The 18,412-nt window shown below is 66.0% G+C and carries 24 protein-coding genes; 16 read left to right on the top strand and 8 right to left on the bottom strand.

The genetic code is table 11. The annotated features are described in order from the left end of the window. From JDO7802_RS14380 to JDO7802_RS14315, 14 genes are all read left to right on the top strand, one after another. Positions 1-395, top strand: a 395-nt coding sequence (locus JDO7802_RS14380) for an urease accessory protein UreD (RefSeq protein ID WP_187298151.1), incomplete at its 5' end; no start/stop codon positions are given. 10 nt (positions 396-405) lie between these two features. After that, a complete protein-coding gene (locus JDO7802_RS14375) occupies positions 406-726 on the top strand; it encodes an urease subunit gamma (protein ID WP_055086642.1) in 321 nt (106 codons plus the stop codon). Next, on the top strand, positions 723-1,034 hold the full coding sequence (locus JDO7802_RS14370; protein WP_055086641.1) for an urease subunit beta: 312 nt from the start codon (positions 723-725) through the stop codon (positions 1,032-1,034). Before JDO7802_RS14375 ends, JDO7802_RS14370 begins: the two co-directional genes overlap by 4 nt. Continuing rightward, a complete protein-coding gene (locus JDO7802_RS14365; protein WP_144430625.1) occupies positions 1,031-1,315 on the top strand; it encodes an antifreeze protein in 285 nt (94 codons plus the stop codon). Before JDO7802_RS14370 ends, JDO7802_RS14365 begins: the two co-directional genes overlap by 4 nt. Before the next feature lie 4 nt (positions 1,316-1,319). Continuing rightward, entirely contained in the window at positions 1,320-1,739 is a 420-nt protein-coding gene (locus tag JDO7802_RS14360; protein ID WP_055086639.1) for a lysozyme inhibitor LprI family protein, read from the top strand. Positions 1,740-1,816: 77 nt separating this feature from the next. Then, positions 1,817-2,635: a cyclase family protein gene (locus JDO7802_RS14355; RefSeq protein WP_055086638.1), complete on the top strand. Its 819-nt coding sequence runs from the start codon at positions 1,817-1,819 to the stop codon at positions 2,633-2,635. A 132-nt stretch (positions 2,636-2,767) separates the two neighbouring features. After that, a complete protein-coding gene (gene ureC / locus JDO7802_RS14350) occupies positions 2,768-4,477 on the top strand; it encodes an urease subunit alpha (protein WP_055086637.1) in 1,710 nt (569 codons plus the stop codon). A 32-nt stretch (positions 4,478-4,509) separates the two neighbouring features. Continuing rightward, on the top strand, positions 4,510-5,109 hold the full coding sequence (locus JDO7802_RS14345) for a hypothetical protein (protein ID WP_144430624.1): 600 nt from the start codon (positions 4,510-4,512) through the stop codon (positions 5,107-5,109). 32 nt (positions 5,110-5,141) lie between these two features. Next, complete coding sequence (locus tag JDO7802_RS14340) at positions 5,142-5,588, top strand: urease accessory protein UreE (protein ID WP_055087269.1); 447 nt, start codon at positions 5,142-5,144, stop codon at positions 5,586-5,588. Continuing rightward, positions 5,578-6,195, top strand: a complete 618-nt coding sequence (locus JDO7802_RS14335; protein ID WP_187298150.1) for an urease accessory protein UreF — start codon at positions 5,578-5,580, stop codon at positions 6,193-6,195. The genes JDO7802_RS14340 and JDO7802_RS14335 overlap by 11 nt, the downstream gene beginning before the upstream one ends. Beyond that, a complete protein-coding gene (locus JDO7802_RS14330) occupies positions 6,192-6,566 on the top strand; it encodes a carboxymuconolactone decarboxylase family protein (RefSeq protein ID WP_055086634.1) in 375 nt (124 codons plus the stop codon). The genes JDO7802_RS14335 and JDO7802_RS14330 overlap by 4 nt, the downstream gene beginning before the upstream one ends. Next, positions 6,563-7,192: an urease accessory protein UreG gene (ureG, locus tag JDO7802_RS14325; protein WP_055086633.1), complete on the top strand. Its 630-nt coding sequence runs from the start codon at positions 6,563-6,565 to the stop codon at positions 7,190-7,192. The genes JDO7802_RS14330 and ureG overlap by 4 nt, the downstream gene beginning before the upstream one ends. An 86-nt stretch (positions 7,193-7,278) precedes the next feature. After that, positions 7,279-7,677 carry a VOC family protein gene (locus tag JDO7802_RS14320; RefSeq protein ID WP_055086632.1) on the top strand — a complete coding sequence of 133 codons (399 nt, stop codon included), beginning with the start codon at positions 7,279-7,281 and terminating at the stop codon, positions 7,675-7,677. 4 nt (positions 7,678-7,681) lie between these two features. Continuing rightward, complete coding sequence (locus JDO7802_RS14315; RefSeq protein WP_055086631.1) at positions 7,682-8,395, top strand: helix-turn-helix transcriptional regulator; 714 nt, start codon at positions 7,682-7,684, stop codon at positions 8,393-8,395. On the opposite strand, the gene JDO7802_RS14310 is transcribed toward JDO7802_RS14315, so the two are convergent. The 8 genes from JDO7802_RS14310 to JDO7802_RS14275 form a co-directional block, all read right to left on the bottom strand. Continuing rightward, positions 8,392-9,183: a TatD family hydrolase gene (locus JDO7802_RS14310; protein WP_055086630.1), complete on the bottom strand. Its 792-nt coding sequence runs from the start codon at positions 9,181-9,183 to the stop codon at positions 8,392-8,394. The genes JDO7802_RS14315 and JDO7802_RS14310 overlap by 4 nt on opposite strands. Positions 9,184-9,220: 37 nt before the next feature. Next, the gene (locus JDO7802_RS14305) at positions 9,221-10,279 is read right to left on the bottom strand and encodes a DNA polymerase III subunit delta' (protein ID WP_055086629.1); all 1,059 of its coding nucleotides are present in this window, start codon (positions 10,277-10,279) and stop codon (positions 9,221-9,223) included. After that, the gene (gene tmk, locus JDO7802_RS14300; protein WP_055086628.1) at positions 10,276-10,872 is read right to left on the bottom strand and encodes a dTMP kinase; all 597 of its coding nucleotides are present in this window, start codon (positions 10,870-10,872) and stop codon (positions 10,276-10,278) included. The genes JDO7802_RS14305 and tmk overlap by 4 nt, the downstream gene beginning before the upstream one ends. 69 nt (positions 10,873-10,941) lie before the next feature. Beyond that, the gene (locus JDO7802_RS14295; protein ID WP_055086627.1) at positions 10,942-12,111 is read right to left on the bottom strand and encodes a D-alanyl-D-alanine carboxypeptidase family protein; all 1,170 of its coding nucleotides are present in this window, start codon (positions 12,109-12,111) and stop codon (positions 10,942-10,944) included. A gap of 42 nt (positions 12,112-12,153) precedes the next feature. Further along, positions 12,154-13,299 carry an SPOR domain-containing protein gene (locus JDO7802_RS18580; protein ID WP_055086626.1) on the bottom strand — a complete coding sequence of 382 codons (1,146 nt, stop codon included), beginning with the start codon at positions 13,297-13,299 and terminating at the stop codon, positions 12,154-12,156. Between the two features lie 104 nt (positions 13,300-13,403). Next, the gene (locus JDO7802_RS14285) at positions 13,404-14,621 is read right to left on the bottom strand and encodes an FAD-binding domain-containing protein (RefSeq protein WP_055086625.1); all 1,218 of its coding nucleotides are present in this window, start codon (positions 14,619-14,621) and stop codon (positions 13,404-13,406) included. 92 nt (positions 14,622-14,713) lie between these two features. Further along, on the bottom strand, positions 14,714-15,982 hold the full coding sequence (gene clpX, locus JDO7802_RS14280) for an ATP-dependent Clp protease ATP-binding subunit ClpX (protein ID WP_055086624.1): 1,269 nt from the start codon (positions 15,980-15,982) through the stop codon (positions 14,714-14,716). Between the two features lie 235 nt (positions 15,983-16,217). Next, positions 16,218-16,856 carry an ATP-dependent Clp protease proteolytic subunit gene (locus JDO7802_RS14275; RefSeq protein WP_055086623.1) on the bottom strand — a complete coding sequence of 213 codons (639 nt, stop codon included), beginning with the start codon at positions 16,854-16,856 and terminating at the stop codon, positions 16,218-16,220. A gap of 196 nt (positions 16,857-17,052) precedes the next feature. Between JDO7802_RS14275 and JDO7802_RS14270 the strand changes: the two genes are divergently transcribed. After that, on the top strand, positions 17,053-17,760 hold the full coding sequence (locus tag JDO7802_RS14270; protein ID WP_055086622.1) for an ArsR/SmtB family transcription factor: 708 nt from the start codon (positions 17,053-17,055) through the stop codon (positions 17,758-17,760). Continuing rightward, entirely contained in the window at positions 17,760-18,407 is a 648-nt protein-coding gene (locus JDO7802_RS14265; RefSeq protein ID WP_055086621.1) for a hypothetical protein, read from the top strand. The genes JDO7802_RS14270 and JDO7802_RS14265 overlap by 1 nt, the downstream gene beginning before the upstream one ends. Positions 18,408-18,412: the final 5 nt, after the last annotated feature.

The raw sequence follows: 18,412 nt of genomic DNA, 5'->3' as shown, positions 1-18,412 counted from the left end.
TCCTGGGGCGGGCCGCCCACGGTGAGACGGTGACGCGCGCGCGCCTGGACGACCGCCGCACCATCCGGCGGGACGGCGTGCCGCTGCACATCGAACATCTGATGCTGGGCCCGGCCACGTTCGAAAGCGCGATGGCATTGGGCGATGGGCGGGCTTTTGCGACGATCGTTCTGACGGGGCCGGGGGCAGAGGATGCGGGCGCGGCGGTGCACCCCTGCGATCCGGTTGCGACGGGTGTGCGGCAGGAGACGAGCGGATGGGACGGTCGGCTGATCGTGCGCTGCATGTCGCCCGACCCGGCGGCGTTGCGCAGGGTCGTGATATCGGCCATCGTCGCGCTGCGGGGCGCGGATATTCCCCGTGTCTGGCAATCCGATCGATCGGCCGAACCCTGAGGATTTTGCGATGAACCTGACCCCGCGTGAGAAAGACAAACTGCTGGTCAGTATGGCCGCGATGGTGGCGCGGGGGCGCCTGGAACGGGGCTGCAAACTCAACCACCCCGAGGCCATCGCGCTGATCACCGATTTCGTGGTCGAGGGGGCGCGCGACGGGCGGTCGGTGTCCGATCTGATGCAGGCCGGGGCCCATGTCATCACCGCCGATCAATGCATGGACGGCGTGCCGTCGATGATCCACGATGTGCAGGTCGAGGCGACGTTCCCCGATGGAACGAAGCTGGTCACCGTGCATCACCCGATCCGCATGCCGGAGGCGGCGGAATGATCCCCGGCGAAGTCCTGACGCGGGACGGCGATATCACCTTGAACGACGGGGCCGAGGCCGTGACGTTGGAGGTGTCGAACACCGGCGATCGCCCGGTGCAGGTCGGCAGCCACTATCATTTCGCCGAAACGAACGCGGCGCTCGACTTCGACCGCGACGCGGCGCGGGGCCAGCGGCTGGACATCGCGTCGGGCACCGCGATCCGGTTCGAGCCGGGTCAAACGCGGCGCGTGGCGCTGGTGCCATTGTCGGGCGACCGCCGGGCGTTCGGGTTCAACGGTCAGGTTCAGGGGGCACTCGACGGATGATGGATATCTTCAGGTTGCAGATGCGTACGGCGCGGATGCTGGTCGAAGCGCAGAGCGTGATCGGGCTGCGCATGATGGGCATGGCGGGGATGACATCCGCGGACCCCGACGAGACGTTGCGCATGGTCACCGAAAAACAGACCGCCTTTGCCGCGGCGGCGATGGCGGGGGCCGGGGCGTTGCTGGCCGGCAAGACGCCGACGCAGGCCTACGGATTGGCACTGACGCCCATCGGGCGGACGACGCGGGCCAATTCGAAGCGGCTTGGCAAGTGGACCTGACGCGGTGCGACCCATCCTGTCCGTCGCAGTCCTGTTGGCCGGGGCCTGTGCGGCCCCCGCGCAACAGAACCTGACCGGGGCCTGCGAAGGCGAGGGTCTGAGCAGGGTCGAATTTCGCGCCTGTGCCGCAGCGGCCTACGCCACCGCCGACGACGACCTGAACGAGGTTTACCGGCTTGCGATCACGCGGGCCAAGGTCTTCGACCTGGACGCCGCCACCGACGGCACCGCCGGGCCGCTGACGCTGGAGGCGGCGTTGCGGCAGGCGCAGCGGGACTGGATCGCCTTCCGCGACAGCCACTGCGATGCGCTGGCCGTGACCTATGGCGGCGGAACGGGTGGTCCGCCGGCGGGCATCCTGTGCCGCGCCGAAGCGACCCAAAGGCGGGCGCAGGCCCTGCGCGAGATGATGGCCGATTACTGATCGCGTCGTCGCGCGGCTTGACAGCTTCGACTCCGATAGGCCGGAATGGGCCATTCACCGTCAGGAAGGAAAAGCCCATGTGCGATGTTTGCGTGATGAACGCGGTCAAGGACCGTATGCTCAGCCGTCGGGACCTCATGCGCGGGGGCGTGGCCGCCGGGGTCGCGGGCCTTGCGATGGGCGCGACGACAACACCCGCGCTGGCCGATGCGCATGGGTCCGTCCGTGACCTGACCCACACCTACGGCCCCGATTTTCCGACGTTCTTCGGTGTGCCCGGCATCACCATGGAGCAGGCGTACAAATTCGAGGAGGATGGCTTCAATCTCTGGAACCTCAGCATCAACGAACATACCGGCACCCATATCGACGCGCCGCTGCATTTTTCGGCGGACGGCAAGTCGGTGGACGCGATCGAGGTCGGAAATCTGGTCGTGCCGCTCTGCGTGGTCGACATTCGCGAACGCTCCTCCTTCGACGCGGATGCGCAGGTGACGCCAGACGATCTGACGGCCTGGATTTCGGCCAACGGCGACATCCCCGACCGGGCCTGCGTGGCGATGCTGTCGGGCTGGGCCGACAAGGTGGCGGAGCCGAGCTACCGCGGGGAAGACGAGAGTGGCGGATTGCATTTTCCGGGCTTCCATCCTGACGCGACCGCGATGCTTCTGGAGATGACGTCGGCCGCGGCCATCGCCGTCGACACGCTTTCGCTGGACTACGGGCAATCGGCCGACTTCGCGACGCATTACGCGTGGTTGCCGGCAGGTCGATACGGGATCGAGAATATCGCGGGCCTGGACCAGATGCCCGCGGCTGGTGCCACGCTGTTCGTGGGCGCGCCCAAACACGCGGGCGGATCGGGCGGACCGGCGCGCATTTTTGCCGTGGCATAAAGCACCGGGCCGAATGGGTCGGAGTAGCGTGGGGGTGTTCCTTCATTGCCTGAATTTCGGGCAACGGCGTGTCCCCCGTTTGACATCGCCCGCGCGGGCGAGAAACTGGGCCGACCCGTTTCGGAGACGCCCATGCCCACCACGATTTCCCGCCGTTCCTATGCCGACATGTACGGCCCCACCACCGGCGACCGCGTTCGGCTTGCCGATACCGAGCTGTTCATCGAGGTCGAGCGCGATCTGACCACTTACGGCGAGGAGGTGAAGTTCGGCGGCGGCAAGGTCATCCGCGACGGCATGGGCCAGTCGCAGCGCACCCGCGCCGAAGGGTCGATGGACACGGTCATCACCAATGCGCTGATCGTGGATCACTCGGGCATCTACAAGGCCGACGTCGGCCTGCGCGACGGGCGCATCGCGGCCATCGGCAAAGCGGGAAACCCCGACACGCAGCCGGGCGTCGACATCGTCATCGGACCGGGGACGGAGGCGATTGCCGGCGAAGGACGCATCCTGACCGCCGGGGGGTTCGACTGTCACATCCACTACATCTGCCCGCAGCAGATCGACGATGCGCTGCATTCCGGTATCACCACGATGCTGGGCGGCGGCACGGGCCCGGCGCATGGAACGCTGGCCACGACTTGCACGCCCGGAAGCTGGCACATCGGGCGGATGATCCAGGCGTTCGATGCGTTTCCGATGAACTTGGCCATTTCGGGCAAGGGCAACGCCAGCCGGCCCGATGCACTGTATGAGATGATCGATGCGGGCGCCTGCGCGCTCAAACTGCACGAGGATTGGGGGACGACGCCACAGGCCATCGACACATGCCTGACCGTGGCGGATGAGCGTGACGTGCAGGTGATGATCCACACCGACACGTTGAACGAGAGCGGCTTCGTCGAGAACACCATCGCCGCCATGAAGGGCCGCACCATCCACGCCTTCCACACCGAAGGCGCGGGCGGGGGGCACGCACCCGACATCATCAAGGTTTGCGGGCTGGAGCATGTCATTCCCAGCAGCACCAATCCGACGCGGCCATATACGGTGAACACGCTGGAGGAGCATCTCGACATGCTCATGGTGTGTCACCACCTCGACAAGTCGATCCCCGAGGACGTGGCCTTCGCCGAGAGCCGCATCCGCAAGGAGACCATCGCCGCCGAGGACATCCTGCACGACATGGGAGCCATGAGCATCATCGCGTCCGACAGCCAGGCGATGGGACGGGTGGGCGAGGTTCTGATCCGCACCTGGCAGACGGCGGATAAGATGAAGCGGCAGCGCGGGCGTCTGGAGGGCGAGACGGGCGACAACGACAATTTGCGCGTGCGCCGCTACATCGCGAAATATACCATCAACCCGGCCATCGCGCACGGCATCGGCCATGAGGTCGGGTCTGTAGAAGTGGGCAAGCGCGCCGATCTGGTGATGTGGAACCCCGCGTTCTTTGGCGTGAAGCCCGAGATGTCCCTGATCGGCGGCACCATCGTCATGGCCCAGATGGGCGATCCGAACGCGTCGATCCCCACGCCGCAGCCGGTTCACTCCCGGGCCATGTGGGGGGCGTTCGGGCGGTCGGTGGAACGGGGGGCGGTCGTCTTTGCCTCGCAGTCGGCGGTGGATGCGGGACTGTCGGAGGCGCTGGGAACAGCCAAGGATCTGGTCGCGGTGAAAGGCACGCGGGGGATCGGCAAGCGGGACATGGTGCTCAACGATGCGCTGCCGCAGATCGAGGTGGACCCGGAGACGTATGAAGTGCGCGCGGACGGGGAGCTGCTGACCTGTGAGCCGGCGGAGGTCTTGCCGATGGCGCAGCGGTATTTTCTGTTTTGAAAGACGGGCCCGAACCTATGGGTCTGTATGTCATGGGCCGCGATTACCTCACTGCCGGGCGCAATCTCAGCGAGCGACGTGATCGCGATGCCATATCGCTCTCAAGCAATGCCCCGATCGATCACCTATTCTGTCACGCGGCAGAGCTCTTCATGAAGGCAGCGCTCATCGCGACCGTGCCTACGATCAATGTCATGAAATATGGACACCGGCTTCACTGTCTCTTCGGCCGGATGGAAGAAGTGAATGATCTCGGCTCTGTCCTGAAGTCTACGAAGAGAGCGATGAACCAGCGGCTTGGTAAAATTGAACGGGCCTTTACGTCAGCCGACGAAGCAGCACGTTTTTTGGCCGAACAAGAGACCTTCGAGAAAATGGGTGGCGCGCCGCTTCCTACGGTCGGAAAGGATGCAGCGATCATGCCCCGTGAGCTGTTTCATTGGTATGGGCTTCGCCATTCCCAGAAAGGAGGGTTCTTCCGATATCCGATGCATCGCCATGAAACTGTGCCCGTGGTCGAGGGAAAGGACGGCCTGGTCGAGCTTCTTCCTCTTGCGCTGCGGTACTGGACTGAGGAATTTTCGGACGGTGTCTACCAAATGTGCTCGCGTGCGTCGACGTCGCCGAATTGATAGAAATCGTGCCTGAAGATGGATGCCCTCCCTTGATCACCCTCCTCGACCACCTCCACCACCCGACCGACACGATCCGTCTTGACTACGATGCCCGTCTGGTCCGGCGAAAACGCCTCGTGACCGAAGCGGGCAGGGCGGTGATGCTGGACCTGGCGGAGCTGACCGACCTGAGCCATCACGCCGGGCTCCGGTTGGAGGACGGAACCGAAATCGCGCTGGAGGCGGCGGCGGAGCCCGTGCTGGTGATCCGGGGAGACCTGCCGCGGCTGGCCTGGCATATCGGCAATCGGCACACGCCTTGTCAGGTCGAGGCCGACCACCTCATCATCCGAAACGATCATGTTCTGAAGGGGATGTTGGAGGGGTTGGGGGCCGAGGTTATGGCTGACACGCGGCCTTTCCACCCCGAAGGCGGGGCCTACGGTCACGGGCGGACGATGGGACACAGCCACGGCCCGGATGATCATGACCACTGACCTTCTGCGTCTGACGCAATGGCTGTCGCCCGCGTTTCCGGTATCGGGATATGCCTACTCTCACGGGTTAGAGACGGCGATGGCAGCGGGGCGGGTCCGCGATGCTGCGACGACGCGCGACTGGGTGCGCGCGGTGCTGGTCCACGGGACCGGGCCGCTGGATGTCTGGGCGATCCGGTCGGTCATGGGCGGGGCGCGGGCCGACGATGTCGCCCTTACCCTGCGCGCCCGCGCGAGCAGCGCCGAACGCTGGGCCGAAATGCGCGATCAGGGAACTGCGTTCTGCAACGTGACGAGTGCCATGGGCGAGCCGACGCTGACCGACCTGCCGCTGCCCGTGGCTTTGGGTGTGCGGGCACGGGGGATGGATGCGGTGACGGTGGCCCGCCTGTACCTGCAGACCTTTGCGGGGCAGATGGTGTCGGCCGCGACGCGGTTCTTGCCCCTGGGGCAGACACAGGCGCAGATGATCCTGCGGGGTCTGCACGCCGATATCGCGGAAATTGCCGATCGGGAGGACGCCGATCCGCCGGGCAGCGCGGCCCGGATCGCGGATCTGGACGCGATGGCCCATGAAACCTTGCAACCGAGGATATTTCGCACATGAGCACCTATGACACCGGCAAGACCCTGTCGGAGGAGTTGAACCCCGGCATGGAAGCAGCGCTTGAGGCGCGCTACGGCGATCTGCTGCCGGGCATGGCGGAGGGTGTGGTCGATTTCGCCTATGGTCGCCAATACGCGCGGCCCGGCCTGCCGCTGAGGGACCGATATATCGCGACCATTGCCGCGTTGACGGCGCTGGGCGGGCAAACGGCACCGCAACTGCGGGTGAACATCGCGGGCGGGCGCAAGGCGGGGTTGAGCCGCACGGAAATCGCCGAGACGATCTGGCAGATGTCGCTCTACGGTGGGTTTCCTGCCGCCATCAATGGCCTGAACGTCGCGTTGGAAGTGTTTGAAATGGAAGACGAATGACCTCCCCCAATGGCCCTTTGCGCATCGGGATCGGCGGCCCCGTCGGGGCCGGCAAGACGACGCTGACCGAACATCTGGCCCGCGCGCTGTCGGTGGATCTGTCGGTCGCGGTGGTCACGAACGATATCTACACCCGTGAGGATGCGGAAGCGTTGATGCGGGCGCAGGTCCTTCCCATGTCGCGCATTCGCGGGGTGGAGACGGGAGGGTGCCCGCACACCGCCATTCGGGAGGATGCGTCGATCAACCTCGCCGCCATCGCCGACCTGCGGGCGGCGCACCCCGATCTGGACGTCGTGCTGATCGAAAGCGGGGGCGACAATCTGGCGGCGACGTTCAGCCCCGAACTTGCGGATCTGACGCTCTATGTCATCGACACCGCCGCCGGGCAGGACATTCCGCGCAAGCGGGGTCCGGGGGTGACACGCTCGGACCTGTTGATCCTGAACAAGATAGATCTGGCCCCACATGTCGGCGTCGATCTGGAAATGGCGCGCAGCGATCTTGCAACGGCGCGGGGTACGCGGCCGTTCGTCATGGCCGCCCTGCGACACGGGACCGGCGTGACCGATGTGGTGGAATTCATCCGGCGCGAAGGCGGGCTGGAAAAAATCGGCGAAGGCTGACATCCTCCTGACAGAATGCTGTCAGGAGGACCGTGCGATCACTTTCCTGTCCCCGGACTGCGGGACGCCGAAACAGGAGAACCGCCATGACCGAATCCCATGACTTCGCCCCGAGCGCGACCCCCGAGGCCGCGCAGAACGCCGTCGTCTGGACGGAGATTCCCGTCGCCGACCTGACCAAGGCGCAGGCGTTTTACGAAGCCGCGCTGAACACCACCATGAAGGCCGAACAGATGGGGCCCGACATGACGGTCGTCTTTCCCTACGACGGCGGCGTGTCAGGCCATCTGTACGAAGGCAGACCGGCGGGCGACGGGCGCGGCCCGAGCATCAGCCTGGCGGTGACCGACCCGCTGCCGGAGGTGATGGACCGCGTGCGCGCCGCCGGCGGAGAGGTGATTTCCGAGGCGATCACGATTCCCTTCGGATCGTTCTTCTATGCCACCGATCCGGACGGCAATTCGCTCAGCTTCTTTCGGTACTGAGCCGATGCGCCGCGCCGATCGTCTGTTCCGCCTCGTGCAGTTGATGCGCAGTGGCAAGCTGTGGACGGCGGCGCGGCTGGCGGACGCGATGGAGGTATCGGAGCGGACGGTGTACCGCGACATTGCGGATCTGTCGGCCTCCGGCGTGCCGATCGAAGGCGCGGCGGGGGTCGGATACATCATGCGGTCGGGCTTCGATATCCCGCCGTTGATGTTCACGCAGGCCGAAGTCACCGCGCTGGCGCTTGGCGCGCGCATGGTCGCCGCATGGGGCGGGCCGGATATGGCCGACGGTGCCCGCGATGCCCTGTCCAAGATCGAGGCGGTGGTGCCCCGCGCGCAGGACGTACGGGACGCGCTGGACCGGCATTTCGTGCTGCGTTCGGGCCTGCAGGATGCGGATCGGGAACGGCTGGATATCATCGACGGCCAGATCCGCGACCGCCTGTGGACGCGGCTGGTCTATGTTACGCCGGATGGCACCCATTCCGACCGCCGGGTGCAACCGCTTGGACTGTGGTTCTGGGGCAAGGTCTGGACGCTGGTGGCGTGGTGCGAACTGCGCGGGGATTTCCGGATGTTCCGTATTGACCGGATCGGCGTTCTTGATCCGCTGGCCGAAGTGTTCCCGCCCGATCCCGACCGAAGCCTTGCCGCCTGCATGGCGCAGTTGGAGGCGCGGGAGGGGTGCCCCTTGCCGGTCGATCCGCTGGGCTAGGCGTGGTTCGCCGCCTTGGTGAACAGACGCTCGAAGTTGGCTTCTGTCGCGGCGGCGAAATCGACGTAGTCCATGGCAAAGATCTCCGCGCCGATCCGTGCGGTATGCGCGACGAACCCCGGCTCGTTCGTTTTTCCGCGGTGGGGTTTGGGGGCCAGATAAGGGCTGTCGGTTTCGACCAGGATCCGATCGAGCGGTGCGGCGGCAAAGATATCGCGCACGGTCTGGGATTTCGGGAAGGTCGCGATGCCCGACATGCTGAGATAGAAACCCAGATCGAGCGCGGTTTGCGCCAGTGCCGGACCGCTGGAAAAACAATGCATCTGACAGGTGTAGGCCCCGGCCATGTGTTCGTCCGTCAGGATGCGGGCCATGTCATCGTCCGCGTCGCGCGCATGGATGATAAGCGGCAGACCGGTCCGGCGCGCGGCTTCGATATGGATGCGCAGGCTTTCCTGCTGCACGTCCTTGGTGTCGGCCGTGTAATGATAATCCAGCCCCGTTTCCCCGATGCCGACCATCTTCGGATGACCGGCCAGCGTGACAAGATCGTCGACCGTCGCCATCGGCTCATCTGCGGCAGACATAGGATGCGTGCCGGCGGCCCAGAAAACGGGCGCATGGGCATCCGACAGGGCGCGGACGGACGACGCGTTGCGCAGCTTGGTGCAGATCGTGACCATGCGGTGCACGCCGACAGTCGCGGCGCGCGTCAACAGGTCGGGCAGCGTCCCCTCGAATTGCGGAAAATCGAGGTGGCAGTGGGCGTCGGTGATTTTGGGTTCCATGCCGGCGAAGTAAGGCGCGTGCAGGGTCCCCGCAAGGTCAGATGCGGCGGGCCAGCCCGTCGATCTGCGCAAGCGCGTCCCAGACGATGGCGGACGGGTCCACGTTGACGGCGCGGGCATGGGCGGCGCGATCGCCGACGTCCTGCGCCAATTTGGCCCAGGCGCGGGCCGCGGCATCATGGGGGGCCAAACGGGTCAGGGTGCGCGTCTCGGCCTCGGGCGCGTCGGCAGGGGGGCCCAGCAGACCGGCGCGGGCGGTGCGGTGCAACAACCGTTCGATGGCATTGAGCGTCGCGTCCAGCCGCGCAGCACCCGCCTTACCGGTGCAGGCGTCGGCCATCGCGCGGGCGCGTGCCTTGTCGAGAGCGGGTTTCGCGAACAGGTCGATCAGCGCTTCGTAGGTTTCGGCCCCGCCATCTGCCAGTTCGAGGGCCGCCCCTACGGAGCCTTCGGCCAAGGCACTCGCCGCCGCGGCATGGCCGCCGGCCTGCTCCACAGCCTGTTCCAGCGCGGGCAGCGGCAGCGGCGACAGACGCAGGACGCGGCACCGCGACCGGATCGTGGGCAAAAGGCGCGCGGGCTGATGCGAGATGAGGAGCAGCGTGGCCTGCGCGGGCGGTTCTTCCAGCAGTTTCAGGATGGCATTGGCCGCAGACGGGTTCAGCGCGTCCGCGGAATCAACGATCACCACGCGCCGCCCGCCCGACGACATGGCGAAGAATCCCCCCAGTCGGCGCACCTCGTCCACGGTGATCTGCGTCTTCAGCTTCTTGGTCTTGTCGTCCCACGGTCGGCGCAACAGCATGACACCCGGGTCGGACAGGGCGCGGATGCGGGGCAGGGCGGGATGGTCGGGCACCGGATCCAGCGTGTCGGCGCGGGCCGGCGGATCGGTCAGCAGGAAGCGCGCGATCCGCCACGCCAACGTCGCCTTGCCGATGCCCCGCGCCCCCGTCAGCAACCAGCCGTGGTGCAGCCGCCCGGTGTTCCACGCGTCCAGGAACGCGGCCTCGGCCGTCTCCTGCCCGAACAGACGGTCGGTCATGCGGGGGTGCGGTGCGTCGCCCCGGCGGTCAGCTTCGGGGATGTCGGTCACGGCAGCAAGGCCTGGATCCGGGCGGCGACCGTTTCTTCGTCGGCATCGCCGTCCACGATGCGGACGCGGTCGGGGTAATCCTTGACGAGCGCGGCGTATCCGTCGCGGACGGTGCGCTGAAACTCGACTCCCAGCTGTTCGAACCGGTCTTCCTGCCCCGGACGGGCCAGGCCGCGGGCCAGGGCGGCGGCCGGATCCATGTCGACCACGATTGTCAGATCGGGTTCGCGGCCGATCACCAGATCCTGCAACGCATCGACCGAGGCGCGGTCGCCGCCCCGCGTGCTTTGATAGACCCGCGTGCTATCGGTCCAGCGGTCGGTGACGACCCAGTCGCCACGTGCCAGCGCAGGTTCGATCCGCCGTTCCAGATTGTCGCGTCGCGCGGCATTGTAGAGCAGCAGTTCGGTCACCGGCGACCACCGTCCGGGGTCGCCTTCGACCAGCAAGGCGCGGATCGCCTCGGCCCCCGGACTGCCCCCCGGCTCCCGCGTGCGCAGGACGGTGTGGCCAAGTGATTCCAGATGATCGGCCAGCAGCCGGGCCTGCGTCGACTTGCCGGAGCCGTCGATACCTTCGAGGGAGATGAACATGCGCCTTGCCCTAGCAGGGGGCGGGGCGGGGGAACATACCCCGCCCGTCGCCGTCCCGAAATCGGACGGTTATTCGAACCGTTCCAGCGCCGATCCCAGAACCTCGCCCGCGACGCGGGATCCGGCGATCTGGATGCGGCGCAGCGGGCCGGCGCGGGTCACGTCGCTTTCCGCGACCAGCGGCACTTCGACCGGCGGCACGCCCGGATGCGACAGCGTCAGCGTGGCCAGACGATCACCGGCGGTTACCGGGGCCTGCACCGGGCCGTCGAAGGTGATGTCGCCCGACACCGGCGCGCGGCCCGTCACCGGCAACAGCAGTATGACGCTGTCTTCGGGCACCAGTCCGACGACGCTCTGCTCGCCCATGAAGACGTCGGCTTGCATCACCGCCGACCGATCCGCCAGCATTTCGACTTCGGCGAATTGCCGGAACGCCCAGTTCACGATCCGCTCGCTTTCCTCGGCGCGGGCCGTTTCGGACGGCAGGCCGGAGATGACGAAGGTGACGCGACGGTCCCCCTGCACGGCGCTGCCGACAAGGCCGTAGCCCGCCTCTTGCGTGTGACCGGTCTTCAGGCCGTCCGCCCCGATGTCGAGGGTCAGGAGGGGGTTGCGGTTGAACCGGTTCGAGGGGGAGCGTCCGTCGAATTCGAACTCCCGCTCGGCGAAATAGGGATAGTATTGCGGGAATTCGGTGATGAGGCGTTCGGCCAGGATGCTTAGATCCTTCATCGACATGACGTGGCCCGGCGCGGGCCAGCCGTTGGAATTGCGGAACACCGATTGCTCCATTCCCAGCTCGCGCGCCCGGTCGGTCATCATCTGGGAAAAGCCATCTTCCGTGCCGTCGGGCGACAGGGCCTCGGCAAGGACGGTGGTGGCATCGTTGCCCGACAAAACGACGACGCCGCGGATCAGATCTTCGACCGAGACGCGGTCACGGCTGTCGAGGAACATCGTGGAGCCGCCATAGCTTGCCGCGTGTTGCGACACCGGCAGCACCGACTCCAGCGTCAGCCGACCGTCCTCCAGCGCCTCGAACGTCATGTTCAGCGTCATCAGCTTGGACATCGACGCAGGCGGCAGCGGCACCTCCGCGTTCTTGGACAGCAGAACCTGACTGGTATTGTGGTCGAGGACGACCGCCGATCCGGCCTGAGTCTGAAACTCCTGCGCCAGACCAGGCGAGGCGATCAGCAGGGCGGCGATCAGGGACGGAAATGTGCGACGGAGCATGGCAGGGTCCTCCGGTTGAAATTGTCTTTCGTGATATGGACCTTAGCCGCGGGTAGCGAAAGCATCGGTAAAGCCCATGGACTTGGCCTTGCGGATTACCGCCGCCCGGTCGCCCGTCGTGGTCGCGGGGCCGACGATGACGCGCCAGAAGGTGCGGCCGCGGCTTTCCTGTTCCAGCACGGTCGGCACGATGCCTGCGGTGGACAGCGACGTGGCGATATCGCGGGCGTTCTGCTCGACCGAAAAGATGCCGATCTGGACATAGGGCCGGTCAAGGCCGGTGGCGCGTACGGGTGCCGGGCTGGCCGAAGCGGTGCGGACCGGCGTGGTGTCAAGCGACGTGGCGGTAACCGCCGGGGCCGCAGCCCCCGTGGCCGACACGTCGACGGGGGTCGGCATCACGGTCTGATCCGGCATGGCGGCAGGCGCATCGACATTCGCCGCCCGGCGCTTGCCGAACAGACGACCGAAGAAATTCTGGCGTGCCGGCGCGCGCAGCTCCGCTTCGGGGATGGGCCCCGGGATTGCGGCGGCGGCCTCGATGCTGGCTTCCGGTGTCTCGCCCTCGGCGTCCACCGTTTCAAGCGCGGCGCTTGCGGCGGCGATGGCGTCGGGGCGCGGGGCTTCGGCGACGGGGGCCGCGGCGGTCTGCACGATTTCCTCGGCGATGGGTCCGGCCTCGGCCTCCGCTTCGGCCAAGGGGGCGCTGGTGGCCGGGGCGGGCGTCGGGGCTGCCGATTCCTCGCGGCGCAGGGCGACGACGTCGATGGACGTGGGCGATCCGGCCAGAATGCCAAGGGCGGCGGCGGCATCGGACGACAGTTGCAGCGCCGGGCCGGGGTTCGAACGCTCGCGCTTGAACAACGCGCCGATCACGAATTTGCCGTTATCCTCGTTGCGGATGATGACCCGCTCGGGGTCGCGGACGTCGGGGGCGGCGACCCAGACACCCCCCAGCGACGGGCGACCGTCCCACAGGGCGCGATCCTTGGCGCTGAAGACCTCCGGTGCTTCCACGTCGCGCTCGATCAACTGGACGCTTTCCCCGATCGGGGTGGCGCGTGTTGCGTCGCCGCCACCGTTGCCGGGAAGCGATCCCTGACAGCCGGCAAGCAGCGCGATCAACGCGACGGAAGATAGGATACGGATGGATTCGGGCGGATGCGCCCCATTGGTTGCCTGTCGCAAGTCACTGCCCCGTGCTTGATTACTGCCTCGTGCGATCCGTTAATCGGACCTGCATTGGGGTGGACCGTAGCCGACGATCCGTCATCTGTGAACCCTGCCCGTGGTCAATGCCCGCAATCGCTTGGGATCGTGTCCAATATGTCAGGGATCTTCTTCTTCACCTTAAAGAACCCGGCGGTCGCCTGGGGCCAGGCGGCGGCGTCCCAATCGCGCAGGGGCCGATGTGTCTGCAGCGGCAGGTCGTCGAGGGCATCGCGCAGCCACCCGGTCGGCGCATAAGGCGTGACGATGTGATCGAAGTCCTTGGCCCAAGCCGCGATCTCTTCCCCGTCCGTCGTCACCGGACCCTGCGCGTCCGCGCGCGACACCGCGTTTTGTGCCAGCGCGGTGGTGAAATGTGTGACGTGGGACGCGATGGTCAGCGGCGAACGCCCGGCGGGGGCGATGAAGGCGGCCGTGCCCGCAGGCTCTAACCCGCGTGCCAGCAGGTAATCGGGATGCAGATCGTCCTCGTGCAGCAGCAGCCCGATGCGCCCCGATGGCAGTGGCACATCATCGGGAACGGCTTGCGGGTCGGGATGGGGTGGGCCGTCCAACGCCTCGATCTCCCCGGAAGGCGTCAGGCGGTGCCCCAGATCGCGCGCGTCGTAGCGGTCACCGGTGAATTTCGCGATGTTGGAGGCGCGGGCGGGATACGGACGGCCTTTGGTGTGCAGCCCGGCAACCCATCGCCAGGACAGAGTGTTGGACGCCGCATCGCCGTCCAGAAGATGCCGCAGGAAGAAATCGGCCCCCAACTCCCACGGCAAACGCAGGGTGTGCATCCAGATCGACGCGAACCACATGCGCGCGTGGTTGTGCAGATAGCCGGTATTCACAAGCTCCGCCGCCCAGTCGTCGAACGGCGCGATACCCGTGGTGCCGCCACAGGCCTCCTCCCACGCGCGGCGCAGGCCGGACGAGGTGGCGAGGCGGTCGCGCGCGCCCTTCAAGCCGCGCTTGTAATCCGTCCAGGTCGACGGGCGACGTTCCAGCCAGCCTTTAAAATAGGCCCGCCAGACGATTTCCGACAGCATCTTTTCCGCGGTCGCCGGGCCGAACCGGTCCAGAATACGGCCCGCCATTTCCGCCTCGGTGATCGCGCGGTGGGCCAGCCAGGGGGACATCGACGACACATGCGGGTGACCCGGCAGATCGTGATTGCGCCCGTCGGCATAGGCGCGACCGGCACGGGGCAGGAAAGCCTCCAACCGCTCCAACCCGGCAGCGCGGGTCGGGGTGAAAGTCAGGGCGGGGGCGGTGTTTGCGGGGGTATCTTTCATACGCCACAGGGTAGGGCGCTGGAGCATGTCCTCAATCCCGCAAATGAAAAACGGCCCCCGAAAGGGCCGTAATTTCCACGATGTCGCGGCCTTCAGCCTGCCGAAGCAGGCTCCTCGGCCTTTTTCTCGGAATGGATCAGCAGAGGCTTCACCTCGCGGCGGACCGCCTCCTCGTTGACGACGACTTCCTCGACCGTGTCCATGCCGGGCAGTTCGTACATGGTATCCAGCAGGATATCTTCCATGATCGACCGCAGGCCACGGGCGCCGGTCTTACGCTCGATCGCGCGCTTGCCGATCGCCTGAAGCGCGTCGTCGGTGAAGGTCAGTTGCACATCTTCCAGCTCGAACAAACGCTGATATTGCTTGACCAGCGCGTTCTTCGGCTTGGTCAGGATCGTGACCAGCGCATCCAAATCCAAATCTGTCAGCGTCGCAATAACCGGCAGACGCCCCACGAATTCCGGGATCAGACCGAATTTCAGCAGATCCTCCGGCTCCAGATCCATGAAATATTCGCCGACGGTCTTCTCGTCCGGCGCTTTCACGTCGGCACCGAAGCCCATTGAGGACCCTTTGCCGCGCTGTGCGATGATTTTGTCGAGACCGGCAAAAGCCCCGCCGCAGACGAACAGGATGTTGGTGGTGTCGACCTGCAGAAATTCCTGCTGCGGATGCTTGCGCCCGCCTTGGGGCGGCACGGAGGCGACGGTGCCTTCCATGATCTTCAGCAGGGCCTGCTGCACGCCTTCGCCCGATACATCGCGGGTGATGGACGGGTTGTCAGACTTGCGGGTGATCTTGTCGACCTCGTCGATATAGACGATGCCGCGCTGCGCCCGCTCCACGTTATATTCCGACGCCTGCAGCAGCTTCAGGATGATATTCTCGACGTCTTCGCCGACGTAGCCGGCTTCGGTCAACGTGGTCGCATCGGCCATGGTGAACGGCACGTCCAGAATCCGGGCCAGCGTCTGCGCCAGCAGCGTCTTGCCGCAGCCCGTCGGACCGATCAGCATGATATTGGATTTCGCCAGCTCGATGTCGGATTTGCCCGCGTGATCCAACCGCTTGTAGTGGTTGTGAACCGCCACGGCGAGGACGCGCTTGGCATGCTCCTGACCGATGACATAATCGTCCAGCACCTCGGAGATTTCGCGGGGGGTTGGCGTGCCTTCGGAGGATTTCAGGCCGGCGGCCTTCGTCTCTTCGCGGATGATGTCCATGCACAGCTCGACGCATTCGTCGCAGATGAAGACCGTCGGACCGGCGATCAGCTTGCGGACTTCATGCTGGGACTTGCCGCAGAAGCTACAATAAAGGGTGTTCTTACCCTCGCCGGAATTGGAACTGTTGGCCATCGTCGCCTCCTATGTCGTGCGTCCGTGCCTGGCGGACGCCGACAGCGGGGGCCATGCCCCGCCGGTAGATTTCGTCGTTGCGCAGAAGCCTAGGCGGATCGGTCGGGGGCCACAATGCCAAATTCCCGACCGGTGACCGGGCATTCCGTCGCGTCGAATCCGCCCCGTTACGGGCGAACGGGCCGACAGCGCCACGCCGTCGGCCCGCCGTTTTCCGGGCGGTGTCGCCCGCCGATCACTTCTTGTCGTCGTCGGTCTTCGCTTCGGCGCGGCTTTCGACGATTTCGTCGATGTGACCCCAATCCTTGGCTTCCTGCGGCGTCATCCACTTGTCACGGTCCAGCGCGGTCTGCACCGTTTCGCGGTCCTGGCCGGTGTGCTTCATGTAAAGCTGATAGAGCCGTTCGCGCGTCTGTTCGATATGGCGCGCGGAGATCAGGATGTCGGACGCCATGCCCTGCGACCCACCGGACGGCTGGTGGACCATGATTTCCGAATTCGGCAGCGAGAAGCGCATGCCCTTTTCACCGCCGACGGCGATCACGGACCCCATCGACGCGGCCATGCCGCACACCAGCGTGGACACGGCGGGCCGGATGTATTGCATCGTGTCGTAGATCGACATGCCCGAATGCACGACACCGCCGGGGCTGTTGATGTACATGCTAATTTCCTTGGACGGATTCTCCGCCTCAAGGTGCAAAAGCTGTGCGACGACCAGCTGGCTCATCCCGTCGTGGACGGGGCCGTTCACGAAGATGATCCGTTCCTTCAGCAGTCGGCTGAAGATGTCGTAGGCCCGCTCTCCGCGGCTGGTCTGCTCGACCACCATCGGCACGAGATTGTTCTGAAAATGTTCGACCGGGTCGATCATGGCACTGCCCCTTTTGCCACCCCGCCGCGCCTGTCGCGGCATGGGTTGGGGCCGAACCTATGTCCGGGGCGCGGGGGCTTCAAGGCGATGTCTGTCGACAAGTGGAAACGCCGCATCCGGGCGATTGGTCGCCACGCGACATCACGGCACAACAAGCCGATTGACCGCCACGAGTGCCGCGTGATTAGCGTCTGCTGTGACTTACGAGGCGATCCTCACGGCCCTGGCCGATCCAACGCGGCGTGCAGTGCTTGACCGCCTGCGGGGCGGGGCCTTGCCCGTCGGGCGCATCGCCGACGGATTGCCGGTGTCGCGCCCGGCAGTGTCGCAACATCTCAAAGTCCTGCTCGAAGCTGGCCTTGTGTCGATGACGACAAGCGGGACGCGCAATCATTACGCACTGGTGTCGGGCGGCGCTGCACCCCTTGTGGACTGGTTGGGTGATCTGCACGCCACCTGCATCGCACCGGACCCCGTTCCGGGATGGTATCGCAGCCTGACGACCCGGCTCAGCGTTGCGGAAACCTGGCAATTGTTCTGCGAAGACATCGCGATCTGGTGGCCCGTGGCCCGTATTTCGCTGTCGGCGCAGAACGACGGGGCCTTGCCGCAGGTCGTCGTGCTGGACGCGAAGGCCGGCGGGCGGCTGCGCGAAGTCCTGTTCGACGGCACCGAAGGAACGTGGGCGACGGTGACCGCAGCGCAGCGTCCGGCCCGTATCGACCTCGACTGGCGACTGGGGACGCCGCAGGGGTCGAAGGTCGCCGTGATCTTGGCGGCCGAAGACGGCGGCGCGCGGCTGACGCTGCGCCAGGATGCGGAGTCGGAAATCGTGGCGGCGATGTGGGACATGGTTCTGGAGCGGTTCGCCGCCGCCGCGAACGCCAGCCTGTCGAACTTCTGATGCGCCCCATCCGCGTCCTTGCTCTTGGTATCGTCCTGCTGTCGCTCGGACTTCTGCCGTTTCCCCGGTACGTCCTGTTTCCGGGGCTGAGCGGCCTCGACTACGTGGCCGACAGCACCTGGATGGAGGCGTCGGCCGGGCCGCCAGCCCGCCTGATCGAGGAGTTGGAGTGGGCCGAGGCGAAGGTCGCAGAATGGTGGGGCGAGGTTCCGGATCGGCCCAGGATCCTGGTGTGCGGAAGTTATGACTGCGATGGCGCACTGAAAGGACCCGGCCCCTATGCGCAGGCTTACGGACGTCATCTTCTGATTGTGCACGCCCGTTTGGGGCTTGAGTCGCCGCAACTGCGCCGGGCAATCCTCGCCCATGAATTGAGCCACACTCTCGTGGCGTCCCGCGTGTCGCTGCTGGACCTGTGGCGCGGCCGGATGCCCGCGTGGCTCAACGAAGGATTGGCCGTCCTTGCCTCCGGCGACCCGCGGTTCGACCTGACGCCTGCCTATTGTGCGAGCCTCGACACGGAGGATCTGCCGGCGGGGTACAAAGCCTGGGGACGCCTGGCCGGCACGACGGATCGGCCCATCTATCAGGCGGCGGCGTGCCGCGCGCGCATCTGGCTGAAAACCAATTCGATATCAGATATTTAAACGTC

It is taken from the genome of Jannaschia donghaensis, from assembly GCF_001403795.1.
Taxonomy (GTDB): Bacteria; Pseudomonadota; Alphaproteobacteria; order Rhodobacterales; family Rhodobacteraceae; genus Jannaschia; species Jannaschia donghaensis.
This window is presented reverse-complemented; position numbering and strand designations above follow the sequence as displayed.

Coding starts and splice junctions, on each gene's coding strand:
- JDO7802_RS14375 (WP_055086642.1), top strand. CDS start 406: ATGAACCTGACCCCGCGTGAGAAAGACAAACTGCTGGTCAGTATGGCC.
- JDO7802_RS14370 (WP_055086641.1), top strand. CDS start 723: ATGATCCCCGGCGAAGTCCTGACGCGGGACGGCGATATCACCTTGAAC.
- JDO7802_RS14365 (WP_144430625.1), top strand. CDS start 1,031: ATGATGGATATCTTCAGGTTGCAGATGCGTACGGCGCGGATGCTGGTC.
- JDO7802_RS14355 (WP_055086638.1), top strand. CDS start 1,817: ATGTGCGATGTTTGCGTGATGAACGCGGTCAAGGACCGTATGCTCAGC.
- ureC (WP_055086637.1), top strand. CDS start 2,768: ATGCCCACCACGATTTCCCGCCGTTCCTATGCCGACATGTACGGCCCC.
- JDO7802_RS14345 (WP_144430624.1), top strand. CDS start 4,510: ATGGGCCGCGATTACCTCACTGCCGGGCGCAATCTCAGCGAGCGACGT.
- JDO7802_RS14335 (WP_187298150.1), top strand. CDS start 5,578: ATGACCACTGACCTTCTGCGTCTGACGCAATGGCTGTCGCCCGCGTTT.
- JDO7802_RS14330 (WP_055086634.1), top strand. CDS start 6,192: ATGAGCACCTATGACACCGGCAAGACCCTGTCGGAGGAGTTGAACCCC.
- ureG (WP_055086633.1), top strand. CDS start 6,563: ATGACCTCCCCCAATGGCCCTTTGCGCATCGGGATCGGCGGCCCCGTC.
- JDO7802_RS14320 (WP_055086632.1), top strand. CDS start 7,279: ATGACCGAATCCCATGACTTCGCCCCGAGCGCGACCCCCGAGGCCGCG.
- JDO7802_RS14315 (WP_055086631.1), top strand. CDS start 7,682: ATGCGCCGCGCCGATCGTCTGTTCCGCCTCGTGCAGTTGATGCGCAGT.
- JDO7802_RS14310 (WP_055086630.1), bottom strand. CDS start 9,183: ATGGAACCCAAAATCACCGACGCCCACTGCCACCTCGATTTTCCGCAA.
- tmk (WP_055086628.1), bottom strand. CDS start 10,872: ATGTTCATCTCCCTCGAAGGTATCGACGGCTCCGGCAAGTCGACGCAG.
- JDO7802_RS14295 (WP_055086627.1), bottom strand. CDS start 12,111: ATGCTCCGTCGCACATTTCCGTCCCTGATCGCCGCCCTGCTGATCGCC.
- JDO7802_RS14285 (WP_055086625.1), bottom strand. CDS start 14,621: ATGAAAGATACCCCCGCAAACACCGCCCCCGCCCTGACTTTCACCCCG.
- clpX (WP_055086624.1), bottom strand. CDS start 15,982: ATGGCCAACAGTTCCAATTCCGGCGAGGGTAAGAACACCCTTTATTGT.
- JDO7802_RS14275 (WP_055086623.1), bottom strand. CDS start 16,856: ATGATCGACCCGGTCGAACATTTTCAGAACAATCTCGTGCCGATGGTG.
- JDO7802_RS14265 (WP_055086621.1), top strand. CDS start 17,760: ATGCGCCCCATCCGCGTCCTTGCTCTTGGTATCGTCCTGCTGTCGCTC.